Source organism: Zhaonella formicivorans, from assembly GCF_004353525.1.
Taxonomy (GTDB): domain Bacteria; phylum Bacillota; class DUOV01; order DUOV01; family Zhaonellaceae; genus Zhaonella; species Zhaonella formicivorans.
Genome location: NZ_CP085524.1, coordinates 1,243,206 through 1,259,179 on the forward strand (window position 1 = coordinate 1,243,206; position 15,974 = coordinate 1,259,179).

Here is a 15,974-nt window from a genome sequence, read left to right on the forward strand (position 1 = left end):
TTACTTGATCCCCGATTTGGTTCTTTCAAAACTAACCTTGCCTTGAGCAATTTCCTCCAATGCCCTTGTTACAGGCTTAACGCTTTTGGCACTGGTTGTTTCTAAGCTACCTGTAAAGGAACGGGCCCTTTTTGCAGCAACCACCACTAAAGTATACTTGCTGTCCACATGCTTCATCAACTCATCAATACTTGGCTGGTTCACTATATTCCCTCCAATTCCAACGCAAGTTGATTTTTTTAATAAAAATGAAACAAAATTGTTGCATTGGAATGCTTTTCGGATTAAAATTTTAGCTCCATTCAAGGCTAAACGCCTTGCGTTGGGGACGGCATTTTTCCGCTATGATTATGGCTTTAAGCTTTTCCACTGCTGTCTGCACTTCATCATTAACTACCACATAATCGTATTCTGAGACGTAAGTGAGCTCCTGCTGCACACAGCTAAGACGCTTTTTAATGACTTCCTCCGAATCGGTTCCCCTGCCGGTTATACGTTTTTCCAACTCCCGGATGGAAGGCGGAACAATAAAAATGAAAACTCCTTTGGGATATTGTTTTTTAATTTGCATTGCCCCTTGAATATCTATTTCCAGGATTATATCTTCCCCGCGCTCGAGGGATTCCATTACTTGTTTTTTAGGAGTACCGTAATAATTATCGTATACCCTTGCCCATTCCAAAAACTCGCCTTGAGCCAGCATCTCATCGAACTTTTCCTTGGTTATGTAATAGTAGTTGATGCCTTCTACCTCGCCGGCCCTAGGCTGCCTTGTGGTAGCAGAAACAGAATATTTTAGTTCCGGCATTTGTGCTCGAAGCGCTTGGCAGAGGGTTCCTTTTCCAGCACCCGATGGGCCCGAAAGTACAATTAAAAGTCCCGGAGCTTGCACCTTATTCTGCCCCTTCTGCCATGCTGGCATTTTCTTTAACGGAAAGACGGTGGGCTACTGTTTCCGGCTGGACGGCCGAAAGTATCACGTGATCGCTGTCGGTAATGATAACTGCTCTGGTGCGCCGCCCATAGGTGGCGTCGACCAGCATCCCCTTGTCCCGGGCCTCCTGGATAATCCGCTTAATAGGTGCTGATTCGGGACTTACAATGGCAATAATTCTATTAGCTGAAACAATATTCCCAAAACCGATATTGATTAATTTAATATCCATGAGCTTTACCCCCAATTTAAAACTTGCAACTTGCGCCGGTTTTGTTCTGCTGCGTACAACCAGAAGCGGAGCTACTCCAGATTTTGTACCTGTTCCCTAATTTTTTCAACTTCGCTTTTAATGGCAACTACTTTCTGGCTGATCAAAAGGTCACTTGACTTGGAACCAATGGTATTGATTTCTCGATGCATTTCCTGCACTAGAAAATCCAACTTCCGCCCAACAGGACCTTCGCCTTCCAGCGACTGCTGCAATTGTTCCAAATGGCTATATAGCCTCACCAGCTCTTCAGTAATGCTGGAGCGGTCGGCGTACAACGCCACCTCCAAAGCAAGCCTGTTCTCATCAACGGGCACACTCCCCAGCAGTTCCTCAATTCTAGCTGTAAGCTTCACCCGGTATTCTTCCACAACTAATTGAGAACGTTCTTCAATTTCCTTCACGTATTGCAGTATAATGTCTTTTCTGTTCAAAAGGTCAACAGCGAGCTTCCGCCCCTCTTCACGCCGCATCCGGAGCAACTGCCGAATAGCGCCCTCCAGGGCCGACTCCATCACAGGCCAAAACGCCTCGCTGTCCTCTTCCGGTTCTTCAATTGTCAGTACTTCCGGCAACCCGGCTATTGCTAAAACCCCAAGATTCTCCGAAATATCCAGAAATTGCGCTAATTCCTTCAAAGAACTATAATAAGCCATTGCTAATTCCTTGTCAACCTTAAGCCTACGCTTTTTTTCGCCTGTTTCCTCTACGTTTACAAAAACATCAATCCGTCCACGATCAAAGTTGCTTTTCAACACGCTCTTAATTCTGTCTTCCATCATGGTATAAGCTCTGGGCAGCCGTACCATCGTCTCCAAAAACCTGTGATTGACTGATTTCATTTCGATTGTTACCGTTTTTCCTTCTCCGGTGGCTTCCCCTCGCCCATAACCCGTCATGCTGCTAACCATTTTTCCCCCTGCCTTCCCATTTACACTTGCAGCGAAATTTTCCTATGTATTATTAGCAACTTCTTGAGGATAATACCCCTTTGTCCTCTTTTACCCTAAAATACTTGAAAGAGAGCCTAGGTCGGCTCTCTCCCAATTATACTTCCCATCCGGCCAGGTATTTAGCCTGTTCGGGCGTCAAACGGTCAATGCTTACCCCTAAACTTTGCAGCTTCAGGTTTGCCACCCTTTTATCGATTTCCTCACTTACAGGATATAGTTTTGCTTCCAGTTTGCCGTAATTTTGGTCTACATACTGTAAGGACAATGCTTGCAATGCAAAAGTCATATCCATAATCTCCGCGGGATGACCGTCGCCGGCGGCCAAATTGACCAGCCTGCCTTCAGCCAGTAGATAAAGTTTACGACCATCGGCCAACTGAAACTCCTCTATATTTTTCCTGACCACCCGTTTCTGCACTGCTAAGGATCTTAAATCTGGTTTGCTGATTTCCACATCAAAATGGCCCGCGTTAGCCAAGACAGCGCCATCTTTCATCACCTGGAAATGTTCTTTAGCGATAACATCTTTATTGCCGGTAACGGTAATAAAGAAATCGCCCAACGGGGCAGCCTCCACCAAAGGCATTACGCGAAAACCGTCCATAATTGCTTCCGCTGCCTTAATAGGATCTATTTCCGTAACAATCACCTTGGCACCTAAGCCTTTGGCTCGCATGGCAACTCCTTTGCCGCACCAGCCATAGCCAACCACTACTACAGTCTTACCCGCCACCACCAGGTTGGTGGTACGCATAATGCCATCCCATACTGACTGTCCGGTGCCATACCTGTTATCAAACAAGTATTTACACAAGGCATCGTTGACCCCGATCATGGGAAACTTCAACACGCCATCTTTTTCCAAGGCTTTGAGACGCAAAATACCGGTCGTAGTCTCTTCTGCTCCGCCGCGTATCTTCGTTAGGAGTTCCTGTCGCTCAAAGTGAATGGTTGAAACCAGATCCCCGCCGTCGTCAATTATTAAATCGGGCTCAAAATCCAATGCCTGGTGGATATGCTTTTTGTATTCTTCCTCCGTGGCCCCGTACCACGCAAAAGCACCAATCCCATCCTTGACCAGGGCAGCTACTACATCGTCCTGAGTTGATAAAGGATTGCTGGCTGTAACCGTCACTTCAGCCCCGCCGCTTTGGATCACTTTGGCCAGGTAAGCGGTCTTAGCCTCTAAATGGAGGCAGATTACAACCTTTTTGCCGCTAAAAGGCTTTTTTAATCTAAACTCCTCTTCAATAGTTCTGAGCACTGGCATGTGCTCCTGTACCCATTCGATTTTTAATTTTCCTTCCGGTGCCAAATTAAGGTCCTTGATAGCATAGTTCTGCATAAATACACCTCCAAAAAGGCCCACAGCCTTTGTATTTTTACTCCCATATCATATTATGCTTCTGCTGATTTTCCCCCGCCGACCGGAGCAACAACGGCATTTTATCCAATGGTTTTCTGCACATAACCGGCTTCTGACTTTATTATGTTCTCCTTTTCCCAGTCAAATCCTGCCTGAGTTTACTTGCGATAAAAAAAATAAGGCATGAATTGCTCATGCCTTGAGATCGTCGACAAAGTATTATTAGCCCTCGCAAAATTGTAACCCTTGTACCGTTGCTCCAAAGACTATCGCCAAGAGCGCTGGCCTGCTCAGGCTCTATGCAAGCCTTATGAACGACCGCATAAGGGCAACTAGACTTCTGCCGGCCCTAAAGGACTGGAATTTCTATGCATTATGAAACATAATGCTAGAAATTCTGGCGCGCTCACGCTTGGTACAAGCCAAGTCTTCTTTACGTTTGACTTCCAGCGGCACGCGGTGACGCGACGTCCTATCGCTCCACCGCTCTCGCGGCGTCCGTGCCGCTCGTCCGCTTCCAGTCAAACTCTTCGCAGAGCGCTCTAGGGCTTGTCATAATGTCGCAACTACACACAATGGATTACAATTTTTGCATTTGTCTACAAGCTGAAGGAATGAATTGCTCATGCCTTGATTGCTATGTTATGTTACTAAAACTCTACCTTGCCGATAGCTTCCTGCATCCTCCGTAAAGCTTCTATGATACGCTCCTTTTCAATGCAGAGAGAAATGCGGAAATAACCCTCGCCGTATTCACCGTACCCATTGCCTGGGGTCACTATAACGCCTGCTTTTTCCAGCACAACCTCAGCAAAGCCGGCGGAAGTGTAGCCTTTAGGTACCGGCGCCCAGATATAAAAGGTAGCTTTCGGCTTTTCCAAGCTCCAACCCATAGCATTCAGCCCGTCTACCACTACATCCCGACGTTCGCGGTAAACTTCGCACATCCTTTGCACGCATTCCTGGTCACCAAGCAGCCCGGCTATACCGGCATACTGTACCGCCTGGAATGCACCGGAATCGAGGTTGGATTTTAACCTACCCAGGGCTTCAATGACATCTGCCCGGCCTGCAGCCCAGCCGATCCTCCAACCGGTCATATTGTACGGTTTGGACAAGGAGTTAAATTCAATGCCCACTTCTTTGGCTCCGGGGGCCTGCAGGAAACTAGGCGCTTTATATCCTTCAAAAGTAATTTCGCTATAAGCAGCATCATGGCAGACTATGACATCATACTCTTTGGCAAAGGCAACCACGTCTCGGTAAAAATCCAAAGTAGCCAAAGCACCTGTGGGGTTGTTAGGGTAATTAATAAACATCAACTTAGCTTTCTTGGCAACCTCCGAGGGAATTGCCTCAAGATCCGGCAAAAAGCCGTTTTCGGCTTTTAGCGGCATCAAATATGGCTCTCCGCCTGCCAAAAGGGTACCGATGCCGTAAACGGGATATCCCGGATCGGGTACCAGGTTGATATCGCCCGGGTCTACATAACAGAAGTTAATATGGGCAATACCTTCTTTGGAGCCGATGAGGGTAACCACTTCCGTCTTGGGATCCAATTCCACACCAAACCTTCTTTTGTACCAAGCTGCTACAGCCTTGCGGTATTCCAACAGGCCGACGGAAGAAGGGTACTGGTGGTTAGCCGGATTATGGGCTTCTTCTACCAGTTTGGCGATGATATGGTCCGGGGTGGGACGGTCCGGGTCGCCAATCCCCAAACTGATGATGTCAACGCCTTTCTCCTTGGCTTCAGCGATTTTCTTTTCAATCCTGGCAAATAAATAAGGGGGTAATTTTCTGATCCGTTCCGCTTCTCTCATTTTATCAACATCCTCCTTAAACGCTGTAATCTCCGTTAAAAACAGTCTCCGCAGGTCCGGTCATATAAACGTGGTTGTCATGCTCGTTCCAAAAGATCTGCAAATCTCCCCCGGCCAAATGAACGGTTACTTTTCGCTCGGTCAGAAGATTTAATACTCCTGCCACCGCAACAGCACAAGCCCCTGTACCACAAGCTAATGTTTCGCCCGCTCCCCGCTCCCAGACTTTCATCCTAACTTCATTGGGACTTAAAATCTGTACAAATTCCACATTGGTCTTTTTGGGAAAAACATAATGGGTTTCGATTTGCCGGCCTAATGCGGCCAAAGGAATCTCATCCAAATTTCCTGTGTAAATAACGCAGTGCGGATTGCCCATGGACACCGCCGTTACCTGGTAAGGCTGTCCCCCTACCACCAGAGTCTCATTTACCACCAGGCCCGGTTCTCCCAGCATTGGAATAAGCGCACGGTCCAGATGAGGTTCTCCCATATCCACACAAATGCCGGTAATGCTGCCACTTTCTATTTGCAGGCGGGGCACGATTATGCCAGCCAGGGTTTCAACCCTGATCTCCTCTTTTTTTACAATCCCTTGTTCATACACATATTTGGCAAAACACCTGATGCCATTTCCGCACATCTCCGCCTCGCTGCCATCGGAGTTAAAAATGCGCATTCTGATATCTGCTACCTCAGAAGGCAGAATAATCATAAGCCCGTCGGCCCCGATTCCAAAATGACGGTCGCATACCTTAACTGCCAGCTCTCCTAAGTCTACCCCAGGGCTCAGTTCTTTACCCTCCAACACTACAAAATCATTACCCAAGCCATGCATTTTGGTAAACTTCATAGTCGCACCTCCGTTTTTCCTCGTGAGAATAGCAAAAAACGGCTGAGAGTACATCACCAGCCGCAAGTCTCAAAGGCAAGGTAAGACTCATCCCTCCTGTTCGTGAGATAGTGCTCCACCTAATAGCCAGGTACCATTAGGTGACAGTCCTGCACCTGTTCGATGCAGGCCCAGCCAAGAAGCCTGGGTAGCTTCTTGACTTCGGCGGATGCCCCTTTCCCTACAGCTCATTACCACCCGGTTCCTTGTAAGTACTTTTGACTACCGCACCTCTACCTCACCTCTTCTGAGATGAGGTTTATTTGATAAAGTTTGTGGTAATCTTAACATACTCTTTTAGTTATTGTCAATCGTTTTTAGTGGATGTTCATTAAGCTTTTAAGTAAATCAGTTTTCTGCCGATAGGTTTAACCAGGTAATGAATAAAAGCCGTAAAGAAAGTTCTCCAACCGGCTACCATGAGGATCAAGTACCAATGATAGCCGTTTAGGGGAGTAGTTTTAAAAATTGGCTGTAGCCAAGGCAGGTATATAACCGCCAGCTCCATGGTAATTGAGCAGCAAACAGCTAACACCAGGTAGGGATTAGAAAAAACACCCACCTGAAATAAGGAATACCTTTCAGATTTACAGTCAAATACATGGAACAACTGGGAAAAAACCAATGTGGCAAATGCCATGGTACGGGCCAAAGTCAAATTGCCATCGCTTAAGTAATTGGCCAGCACAAAAACCAGGAGGGTCCCAAGGCCAATCTGCAGCCCCCTACTCCCTATTTTGCGCCATAACCCCCGGGAGAATACGCTCTCTTTCGGATGACGCGGTTTGCGCTGCATAATGTCCGGGTCAGCATTATCAACCCCCAGCGCCATAGCAGGCAGCCCGTCTGTGACCAGGTTCACCCAGAGGATCTGAATAGGAAGCAGCGGTAACGGCAGAGCAAACAAAGCGGCCAGAAACATGGTTAACACTTCGCCTACATTACAGGACAAAAGATATCTGATAAATTTCCGGATATTGTCATAGATTGCCCTTCCCTCTTCCACCGCAGCAACTATGGTGGCAAAGTTGTCATCGGCCAGAATCATTGCCGAAGCTTCTTTGGTAACATCTGTTCCGGTCTTGCCCATGGCAACCCCGATATCCGCCTCCTTAACAGCAGGCGCGTCATTTACCCCGTCCCCGGTCATGGCCACCACCTCACCTCTTTGTTTCAGTGCTTTCACAATGCGCAGCTTATGCTTGGGAGAAACCCGGGCATATACCGAAATATCCTTCACCCGGGAGGCAAATTCTTCATCATCCATGGCATCCAACTCCACGCCGGTTATTACCTGTCCGGCCCCTACCGGCAAGCCCAATTCTTCTGCTACCGCCCGGGCTGTGATCTGGTGATCGCCGGTAATCATTACCGTCTTAATCCCCGCCTGCTTACATACTTGAATGGCTTTAAGTGCGGAAGGCCTTGGCGGGTCTATCATTCCTACCAAACCTAAAAATACCAAGTTATGTTCCAAATTGTCCGCTTCCTCAAGTCGCTCATCCCCTGACAGCTGCCTGTAGGCTATACCCAATACCCTTAAAGCTTGGCGGGCCATGGACTCATTTTCCTTCAGCACTTTTTCCTTAAGTTCATTGGTCAAGGAAAGAGCTTTACCTTCAACTAAAACGGACTGGCAGAGATTTAAAATAACATCGGGAGCCCCTTTAGTATAAATAGTCGAAACCCCGTCGTCCTGCCGGTAAATGACAGACATACGCTTGCGCTCCGAATCGAAAGGTATTTCGCCAATTCTCCTCTCTTCCCGCTCCACCTGTTCCCGCCAGATCCCGCCTTTGGCAGCTAAAACCAGCAGGGCGCCTTCCGTAGGATCGCCGCTGATTTCCCAACTGCTTGCCTTCCCGTTTTTTTGTCTGAACAAACCGGATAAGGGAGTGCCGTCTTTCTTCAGGCCTGCATTATTACATAAAGCGCAGCATTTGAGCAACAGTTTCATCGTCTTGTTCCCCCTGCCGATTTTCTTGCCATTTGCCTCAAATTCCCCCCTCGGGTCATAACCTTGCCCTGTAACCTGCACCTTCAGGCCATCGCAAAAGATCTGTCGGGCAGTCATTTCATTTTGGGTTAGCGTCCCTGTCTTGTCGGAACAAATTACCGTAGCACAGCCCAGAGTTTCCACAGCGGGCAGTTTACGGACAATGGCATTCCTGCGGATCATTTTTTGCACTCCGATAGCCAGCGCCACAGTTACAATTGCGGGCAGACCTTCCGGAATAGCCGCCACCGCCAGGCTGACCCCTGCCAGAAACATCTGGTAGATGGCTTCTCCTCTTAATACCCCGGTTACTACTACCAGAGCGCAGATGAGCAGGCAAAAAACCACCAGCAACTTGCCGAGCTGGGCCAGGCGCTTTTGCAGCGGTGTTTCTTCTTCTTCAACCTGCTCAATCATTCCCGCGATCTGACCCATTTCAGTGCGCATGCCGGTAGCAGTAACCACGGCCTTGCCTCTGCCCCTGGTAATTACTGTGCCCATATAAACCATGTTCTTCCTGTCGCCCAAAGCCACTTTTTCCCCGTCAAGAGGTTCCGTTTTCTTTTTCACAGGATGGGATTCACCCGTTAAAGTGGCTTCTTCTACTTCCAAATTAACTGCCTCTGTCAACCTGGCATCGGCAGGCACCCTATCCCCCGTTTCCAGGCAGAGCAAATCCCCAGGCACCAGGTCTTTAGCAGGTACTGTCCGCTGCTGCCCATCCCTGATTACAGTTGCTGCGGGTGCAGCTAGTTTTTTTAACGCCTCCAGCGATTTTTCCGCCCTAAATTCCTGAATAAAACCTAAAATGGCGTTAAGAATTACAATGGCCAGTATAGTTATGGCATCAGCGTATTCCCCCAGCATGCCGGAAATTAGAGTAGCCCCGATTAACACCAGCACCATAAAATCCTGGAATTGTCCCAGCAGGATTTTCAGCGGTAAAATTCTTTTTGCTTGCTGCAGCTGGTTCGGCCCAACCTCCGCCAGCCTGCGTTCCGCTTCTTTTCCGCTTAAGCCTTTTTCTCCGTCGGAAGCCAAGATCGCCATAACTTCTGAGGCTTCCAATTGAAACCAACTACGCTCCTTCATCCTGATTGTCCCTCCCAGCTAATGCTTCCATCTTTAGAATCATATTCCAGTGCTTGGGAGAAAATAACTGTTCCCCTTCCCTTTTAGTTGCAATTTAAACCTTGCCTCTGCTAGAATGAATTAATAGTAAGACTGAGAAAAGGAGTAAAACAATGGCCTTTGACGGGATTGTACTGGCTGCTGTACAACAGGAACTATCGGCAAGACTTTTAAACGGTCGCATAGATAGAATTTATCAACCGTCCTCAGATACCGTAGTATTGCACATCCGCCAGCGAAGCGGAAACTTTAAACTTCTATTGTCTGCCCACGCTTATGATGCCAGAGTACACCTGACTACAGCCAATTTTAGCAACCCATTTAACCCGCCTCTTTTTTGCATGGTTTTGAGGAAACACTTGGAAGGCGGCAAAATATTGAGTATCGAGCAGGAAGAATTGGAGAGGCTGCTCTCTTTTACCGTGGAAGCCCTGGATGAACTTGGTCAAATGAAGAGCAAGCAATTGATTGTGGAAATCATGGGCAAACACAGCAATATCCTGCTGGTGGACCCGGAATCAAACACCATAATCGACGGCATCAAACGCTACACCCATGCGGTGAGCAGGCACCGGGAAGTTCTTCCCGGCAGGGTTTATATCGCCCCGCCCGCTCAACATAAGCTTAACCCGCTCCACATTTCTGAGGAGCAATTTAAAGCCGCGCTTTTTAACGACAATTTTTCTGCCAAAGTAAGTAAAATACTGGTTAAACAACTGGCTGGGCTCAGTTCCCTCATGGCAAACGAAATTGTTTACAGGGCAGGCTTGGACCAGGAAATAACGCTGGAACTGCTGGGAGATTATGATTTGACCAGGCTGTGGCAGGAATTGCAAAGCATTGCTGCGGCTGTCAAGACCGGTGCTTTCACTCCATCGGTCTACTCGTTCCGGGATAACCTGCTGGATTACGCTGCTATTAAATTACAACAGTTCCCTTTTGCCCAAGAAATGATTTTTCCCGGCATGAGCGAGGCCTTGGACAGTTTTTTCCAGGCGAAGCAGGCTAAGGACGAACTGCAACGGGCTAAAAATGAGCTGCGCAGAATTTTAACCAAAGAGCTGGAGAGAAACAGAAAAAAGCAGGCGCTGCAGGAAGAGACCATCGCCCAGGCAAAACTGGCCGAACCTTACCGGATTAAAGGTGAGCTCTTGACTGCCAATATCTATCGCGTTAGTAAAGGCGACAAGACTGTCCTGGTGGAAAATTTCTACAACCCTGATGACGGTCCCCTCTTGATCGAGTTAAAACCGGAGCTCTCGCCTGCCCAAAATGCACAAACTTACTTTAAAAAGTACAACAAAGCCAAAGCAGGGGCAAAAAAAGCACAGGAACAACTGCGCTTAACCAACGAAGAAATTTATTATTTGGAAAGCGTTCTGGAAAGTGTTGATAGGGCAAATCAAATGGCAGAACTGGCTGAAATCAGGAGCGAAATGATTGCCCAGGGCTACTTGGAGCAGGATATCCCAAGGAAAAGCAAAAAACCCCAGCAAGAACAAGCAAAAGCAATGCCTATGGTCTTTCGGGCCAGCAGCGGTTTACCGATTTTAGTGGGCAAAAACAACAGGCAAAATGACTGGCTGACGATGAAACTGGCTAAAGATCACGACATCTGGCTGCATGTTAAAGATCTGCCCGGTTCCCACGTGGTCATCCAAACCGGGGGGAAAAATGTGCCGGACAGCGCCTTGCTGGAGGCCGCAACCCTGGCTGCATATTTCAGCAAGGGACAATATTCGGGCCAGGTACCTGTGGACTGGACCTTGAAAAAGTACGTTAGAAAGCCTAACGGAGCCAAACCTGGAATGGTAATCTACGATCACCAGCAGACCATCTATGTCACCCCGGAGGAAGAAGTGGTCAACAAACTTAAAGCGTAATGCCCGGCTCATCGCCGGGCGTTATTTTCCTGTTAAATGTTCGAGGATAAAGGGGGCTATCTTATCTATTTGACATGTTTGTGGCTGCTTGTCGGTGCCCGCTATGATCAGCGGGACCAGGGAATCCTCCCGGTGTAAGGAACCGTGACTCCCGCCGCCGGGGTGGATAGCAGCCGCTTCCCCGCCGAACTCGTAACCGGGTGCGGCAGATAAGGCAATGCAGGTTTCGGGCCTGGCCTCCAATGCGTGTCTTATCCTGTTAAATGCATCAGGGTACTCAGCAAAGTGGACTGTATTTTCTTTAACTTTGCCGCCTACAACTGCAATGTCACCTTCAAAATCCCACCCAATGCCGGCATCATCCTTAAAGCTTCCCCCAGAGGAAAAGGCTAGCAATTGACCGTTCCCGCCGCTCTTTACAAAGTAAGTTTTCTCCTCCCGCCACATCACTTGGGCAATCCGGGGATCTTTCGCAAGCTGCCCCACTATTTTGCGCCTGAGCTCCAGGCGTTCATGCAAAATATCAATATAGGCCATCCGCTCATTGGGGCTGATAACCAAATCGCTGTCCCTGCTGCCCTGAGCGCCGAGGCGCAAAACTCGGTAAGAAGGAAGCAACTGCTCCAAATTAATCACCGCTTCTTTTCCCCGCAAGACCGGTGTTTGGGCATGGTCCCCCATGATGATAAAAATCATCCGGTTTAAAACTTCATCCGAACCGCAAGCCCGTAAAATCTCGCCTAAGTAGGCATCCACCCGCCTAATGATTTTACTTGTAGCCCACGGGCCGTGCCGGTGGCTATAGTGATCGTTGTCGGGGAAATAGAGCAGCGTCAACTCAGGCAGTTCCCCCCGTTGGATCAAATGGAGGCAGGCCGCAGCAGTAAAAGCATCGTTGATGCCGTAACGTTTCCATGGTGTGTACAGATAAGCTCCCTGCAACGTCAAGCCAGGAGGGTAGATTATTTTGCCTAGGATTAGCTCTTCCGGCCCCAGGATTTGTTCCCCGCGCAGCCATTTTCCGGAGAGCAGGCGGAGCAACCATGGAAAGTTGGGCTCATGTTTTACAGAACCTCGTCGCATAAAGAAATTAAGGTTGGCAGATTTCAGACCTTGCTTGGATAACTGTTCATGCAGGGTTAAAACCTCTTTTTTTAAATGGCAGTGATTTAAACGGTAAAACCAATTATATAAGGTTCTCCCCAGCCCCTGTTTCAGGGCAGCACTGAAAGTAGCGCCATAATTTTCCCACCGATCCTGCTCGTAGTTATACCAAACAAAACCCGGTACCCCGTGACATTCTACCTGAGTACCGGTCATGATGCTTGCAGTGGCAGTAGGGGTCATAGTTGGGAAGACGGAAACGCACGCAGGGGAATAAAAGCCGTTTTTGCGCAAGAAATCTAAATTAGGTGCCAGTCCGCCGGCGAAACACTGTTCCAGCACGCCGGGGTGAAGTGAATCAATTATGCACAGCACCACTTTTTTGTTCATAGGATCCCCCCACTGCTGTACCAACCAAATACGTCTTTACTCCTACAAGTTTTCATTATATTTTATCTTACCGACAGGCAAAAAATGCAGCCGGCTAAACCTTGCGGCTGCCAGGTTTAACCAGTGGCAAACCTGAGCTGCACAAAGGGCACTCTTCCGGGGAATATGATTTGACATCCATGGCCAGCAAACTCTCGGTACGGACACCTAAATCAATTTTACCGTTGCTTCTGTCAACCAGTACGGCAGCACCTGCTACAATACCTCCTGCTTGGCGGACCAGTTCTATAACTTCCGACACCGAACCGCCTGTAGTTATAACATCTTCCACCACTAAAACCTTTTCCCCCGGTTTAATGGTGAAACCACGGCGCAGCTGCATCACGTTATCTTCCCGCTCGGTAAAAATGGCCTTTACCCCAAGCTGCCTGGCCATTTCATAGGCCACAATTATGCCTCCCATGGCCGGTCCCACAACCAGGTCCACCCCTGCGCCGGCAAAACGCCCTGCCAGTTCCTGGCAGAGTTTAGTTGTATATTCCGGGTACTGCAAAACTTTGGCACACTGGATATAGCGGTCGCTGTGCCTGCCGGAGGTTAAACGAAAATGGCCCTCCAACAGAGCTTCGGAAGCAATAAATATCTGTTGTATTTCTGCTTGAGTTAACATAAACCCTCCTCCATTTCAGCAAGAATTGCCTGGGCTGCTCGCACCGGATCGGCCGCAGCCGTAATGGGTCTGCCTATTACCAGGTAAGAAGAACCCTGCCGGATTGCTTCCCTCGGAGTAGCAACCCTCTTCTGATCTCCTTGCTCTGCCCCCTGCGGGCGTACCCCGGGGGTAACCGTCAGAAATCCGGGACCACAGGCGGCCCTAATCAAGGAACTCTCCCGCGGCGAGGCCACTACGCCATCCAACCCCGCTTCCTGGGCTAACTTGGCCCATTTGAGCACTGTTTCTTCCGGGGAGCCCTTTAGGCCTATTTCCTGTAAATCCTCTTCCCCCAGGCTGGTTAAAACGGTTACCGCTATCAAGAGTGGTTTGGCAATGCCTTTTTCTCTTGCCGCTTCTTCCACCGCCCTGGCAGCAGCAGCCATCATTTTCAGTCCGCCGGAAGCATGCACATTAAACATGCGCACACCGTAGGCGGTTAACACCCGGCTGGCCTGGGCTACCGTGTTGGGAATGTCATGCAGCTTGAGGTCAACAAAAATTTTCCCCCCTTTGGCATGGATAGTCTGAAGCACCTTTGGGCCCAGGCTGGTGTAAAGCTGCAAACCAACTTTGAACATCCCTACATGAGGACCTAACAGTTCGACCAGTTCCTCTACTTCCTGCAAAGTATCAACATCTAAGGCAACAATTAAACGTTCTTTAATTTCTTGCACGCGATCACTCCTTTTCAGCCCACAGCTTTCAGCTATCAGCTGACAGCTATTACCCTGGACGATTTGAATTTTGCATTAAAATTATAGTGAAATGTTTTCACTATCAACTATCAACTAGCAGCCAACAACTAACAACTAATATGGGCCGCCCCCACCAACTCACTAATATCTGCTATCCCATTATCCAGACAGTATTTTTCCAGCCCCTGGATGATCTCAATTGTGGCTCTAGGATTCAGAAAATTACCTGTTCCCACCGCCACGGCAGTGGCTCCGGCCAGAATGAATTCCAGGGCATCTTCCACGGTAACAATGCCACCCATGCCGATGATAGGGATTTTAACGGCCTGAGCCACCTGCCAGACCATGCGGACAGCAACCGGCTTTACTGCGGGCCCCGATAAACCGCCCGTGACGCTACCTAAAACCGGTTTACGCTTGTAGATGTCTATAGCCATTCCCAAAAGAGTATTAATCAGAGACAGGGCATCAGCGCCGGATTCTGCCGCAGCCCGGGCAATGGCTGTTATATCGGTTACGTTGGGAGACAATTTGACAATCACCGGCAAATGCGTATTGGACTTAACTTGCCGCGTCACTTGAGCCACCAAGGCGGGGTCAGTACCGAAGACCATGCCGCCGGCCTTGACATTAGGGCAGGAAATATTCACTTCCAATGCTGCCACCCCCGGAACCGACAGTTTGGCTGCCAGGATTCCGTATTCCTCTACGGTATTGCCAGAAATATTGACGATAAAGTTGGTTTGATGCCGCCTTAACTCCGGCAAAATCTCAGCCAGGAAATAATCTGCACCCGGGTTCTGCAGTCCGATCGCGTTTAAAAGTCCGGCGGGAGTTTCCACCAAGCGGGGCGGCGGGTTCCCTTGCCTGGGCTGCAAGGTAGTCCCCTTCACCACTACCCCTCCCAGTTGGTTCAGCTCCAGATAGGGTAAAAGCTCAAGACCAAACCCAAAAGTGCCCGAGGCGGTAAGCACCGGATTTTTTAACTTCAGTCCCCCTACATTAACTGCCAGGCTTACCTTACTCATTCCAGATCACCGCCTTGCTGTCATAAACAGGTCCTTCGCAGCAAACCCTGGTATACCTCTCCTGTCCTTCTTCCCGTGTCCGGCAGGCACATCCCAGACAAGCCCCGATGCCGCAGGCCATATATGCTTCCAGGGATACCTGGCATTCTATTCCCTGGCTATCAGCTATAGCTGTTACTGCCCGGAGCATGGGTTCAGGCCCGCAGGCAAATACAATGCTATATTCAGCAGTTTGCAGTTCCCGCTCCAAAGGGGCCGTTGCCAAACCCTTTTCACCGGCGCTCCCGTCAACTGTAGTCAAGAGCAATTTTTCCGCGCAAGAGGCATATTCCTGGACGCGCAAAAGGGAGGAAGAATCATTGAAGCCTAAAATTGCCGTGGCCGGTTTGCCTATCGCCTGCAAAGCCTGCAGCAGGGGTAAAAGGGGGGCCACTCCCATGCCCCCGCCTATCACCAGCGCTTTACCCAGGCCTGCGGGTAGTTGAAAACCATTCCCCAAAGGCCCCAAGAGATCGATGGCCTGTCCGCTCCGCATACCGGCTAAAAGCTTGGTTCCCTGACCTTTTATCTGGTATAAAAGGCCGATCTTTCCTACCTGCGGCTCTATACTATGCAGGCTGATGGGCCGCCGTAAAAGCGGTGCATAAGTGCTGCCGCACTTGACATGCACAAACTGGCCCGGTTTCGCTTGGGCCGCAATTTCCGGTGCCAAAATCTCCATAAAGTAAATCCCGGGGGCCGCTTCCTCTTGTCCGATAATCTTTCCCAGCACCTGGTTGGCCATTTTTCCACT

Annotated in this window: 14 protein-coding genes and 1 riboswitch; of the genes, 1 reads left to right on the forward strand and 13 read right to left on the reverse strand. The window is 49.1% G+C overall.

Annotation, left to right across the window (positions count from 1 at the left end; all coding sequences use genetic code 11):
• The 8 genes from rpoZ to EYS13_RS06255 form a co-directional block, all read right to left on the reverse strand.
• Nucleotides 1–204 carry a DNA-directed RNA polymerase subunit omega gene (rpoZ, locus tag EYS13_RS06215; protein WP_265332424.1) on the reverse strand — a complete coding sequence of 68 codons (204 nt, stop codon included), beginning with the start codon at nt 202–204 and terminating at the stop codon, nt 1–3.
• An 88-nt stretch (nt 205–292) separates the two neighbouring features.
• On the reverse strand, nt 293–892 hold the full coding sequence (gene gmk, locus EYS13_RS06225; RefSeq protein WP_227767001.1) for a guanylate kinase: 600 nt from the start codon (nt 890–892) through the stop codon (nt 293–295).
• A gap of 1 nt (nt 893) precedes the next feature.
• Nucleotides 894–1,166, reverse strand: a complete 273-nt coding sequence (gene remA, locus EYS13_RS06230) for an extracellular matrix/biofilm regulator RemA (protein WP_227767003.1) — start codon at nt 1,164–1,166, stop codon at nt 894–896.
• Between the two features lie 71 nt (nt 1,167–1,237).
• Nucleotides 1,238–2,116, reverse strand: coding sequence for a YicC/YloC family endoribonuclease (locus EYS13_RS06235; RefSeq protein ID WP_227767005.1), 879 nt, complete (start codon nt 2,114–2,116; stop codon nt 1,238–1,240).
• 136 nt (nt 2,117–2,252) lie between these two features.
• Entirely contained in the window at nt 2,253–3,503 is a 1,251-nt protein-coding gene (locus EYS13_RS06240) for an adenosylhomocysteinase (protein WP_227767008.1), read from the reverse strand.
• A gap of 671 nt (nt 3,504–4,174) precedes the next feature.
• Nucleotides 4,175–5,347, reverse strand: a complete 1,173-nt coding sequence (locus tag EYS13_RS06245) for an LL-diaminopimelate aminotransferase (protein WP_227767011.1) — start codon at nt 5,345–5,347, stop codon at nt 4,175–4,177.
• A 16-nt stretch (nt 5,348–5,363) separates the two neighbouring features.
• Nucleotides 5,364–6,200 (reverse strand): diaminopimelate epimerase, encoded by an 837-nt coding sequence (dapF, locus tag EYS13_RS06250; RefSeq protein WP_227767013.1) that lies wholly within the window; start codon nt 6,198–6,200, stop codon nt 5,364–5,366.
• A gap of 100 nt (nt 6,201–6,300) precedes the next feature.
• Nucleotides 6,301–6,483, reverse strand: a riboswitch (Lysine riboswitch).
• An 87-nt stretch (nt 6,484–6,570) separates the two neighbouring features.
• Entirely contained in the window at nt 6,571–9,327 is a 2,757-nt protein-coding gene (locus tag EYS13_RS06255) for a calcium-transporting P-type ATPase, PMR1-type (protein WP_227767015.1), read from the reverse strand.
• 152 nt (nt 9,328–9,479) lie between these two features.
• Between EYS13_RS06255 and EYS13_RS06260 the strand changes: the two genes are divergently transcribed.
• Complete coding sequence (locus tag EYS13_RS06260) at nt 9,480–11,249, forward strand: Rqc2 family fibronectin-binding protein (RefSeq protein WP_227767018.1); 1,770 nt, start codon at nt 9,480–9,482, stop codon at nt 11,247–11,249.
• Nucleotides 11,250–11,270: 21 nt separating this feature from the next.
• Here the strand turns inward: EYS13_RS06260 and EYS13_RS06265 are convergent, their stop codons facing one another.
• The 5 genes from EYS13_RS06265 to EYS13_RS06285 all read right to left on the reverse strand — a co-directional run bounded on the left by EYS13_RS06265 (nt 11,271) and on the right by EYS13_RS06285 (nt 15,965).
• Complete coding sequence (locus tag EYS13_RS06265) at nt 11,271–12,743, reverse strand: alkaline phosphatase family protein (protein WP_227767019.1); 1,473 nt, start codon at nt 12,741–12,743, stop codon at nt 11,271–11,273.
• A 94-nt stretch (nt 12,744–12,837) separates the two neighbouring features.
• Complete coding sequence (pyrE, locus tag EYS13_RS06270) at nt 12,838–13,413, reverse strand: orotate phosphoribosyltransferase (RefSeq protein WP_227767021.1); 576 nt, start codon at nt 13,411–13,413, stop codon at nt 12,838–12,840.
• A complete protein-coding gene (pyrF, locus tag EYS13_RS06275) occupies nt 13,407–14,132 on the reverse strand; it encodes an orotidine-5'-phosphate decarboxylase (protein WP_227767023.1) in 726 nt (241 codons plus the stop codon). The genes pyrE and pyrF overlap by 7 nt, the downstream gene beginning before the upstream one ends.
• A gap of 128 nt (nt 14,133–14,260) precedes the next feature.
• Nucleotides 14,261–15,181, reverse strand: a complete 921-nt coding sequence (locus EYS13_RS06280) for a dihydroorotate dehydrogenase (RefSeq protein ID WP_227767025.1) — start codon at nt 15,179–15,181, stop codon at nt 14,261–14,263.
• Nucleotides 15,174–15,965, reverse strand: a complete 792-nt coding sequence (locus tag EYS13_RS06285; protein WP_227767027.1) for a dihydroorotate dehydrogenase electron transfer subunit — start codon at nt 15,963–15,965, stop codon at nt 15,174–15,176. The genes EYS13_RS06280 and EYS13_RS06285 overlap by 8 nt, the downstream gene beginning before the upstream one ends.
• Nucleotides 15,966–15,974 lie beyond the last annotated feature (9 nt).

What these genes read in the sequence shown, in the direction of transcription:
- EYS13_RS06235 (WP_227767005.1), bottom strand. Translation starts at nt 2,116, where the DNA reads ATGGTTAGCAGCATGACGGGTTATGGGCGAGGGGAAGCCACCGGAGAA.
- pyrE (WP_227767021.1), bottom strand. Translation starts at nt 13,413, where the DNA reads ATGTTAACTCAAGCAGAAATACAACAGATATTTATTGCTTCCGAAGCT.
- EYS13_RS06265 (WP_227767019.1), bottom strand. Translation starts at nt 12,743, where the DNA reads ATGAACAAAAAAGTGGTGCTGTGCATAATTGATTCACTTCACCCCGGC.
- EYS13_RS06280 (WP_227767025.1), bottom strand. Translation starts at nt 15,181, where the DNA reads ATGAGTAAGGTAAGCCTGGCAGTTAATGTAGGGGGACTGAAGTTAAAA.
- EYS13_RS06255 (WP_227767015.1), bottom strand. Translation starts at nt 9,327, where the DNA reads ATGAAGGAGCGTAGTTGGTTTCAATTGGAAGCCTCAGAAGTTATGGCG.
- EYS13_RS06245 (WP_227767011.1), bottom strand. Translation starts at nt 5,347, where the DNA reads ATGAGAGAAGCGGAACGGATCAGAAAATTACCCCCTTATTTATTTGCC.
- EYS13_RS06285 (WP_227767027.1), bottom strand. Translation starts at nt 15,965, where the DNA reads ATGGCCAACCAGGTGCTGGGAAAGATTATCGGACAAGAGGAAGCGGCC.
- remA (WP_227767003.1), bottom strand. Translation starts at nt 1,166, where the DNA reads ATGGATATTAAATTAATCAATATCGGTTTTGGGAATATTGTTTCAGCT.
- EYS13_RS06240 (WP_227767008.1), bottom strand. Translation starts at nt 3,503, where the DNA reads ATGCAGAACTATGCTATCAAGGACCTTAATTTGGCACCGGAAGGAAAA.
- EYS13_RS06260 (WP_227767018.1), top strand. Translation starts at nt 9,480, where the DNA reads ATGGCCTTTGACGGGATTGTACTGGCTGCTGTACAACAGGAACTATCG.
- dapF (WP_227767013.1), bottom strand. Translation starts at nt 6,200, where the DNA reads ATGAAGTTTACCAAAATGCATGGCTTGGGTAATGATTTTGTAGTGTTG.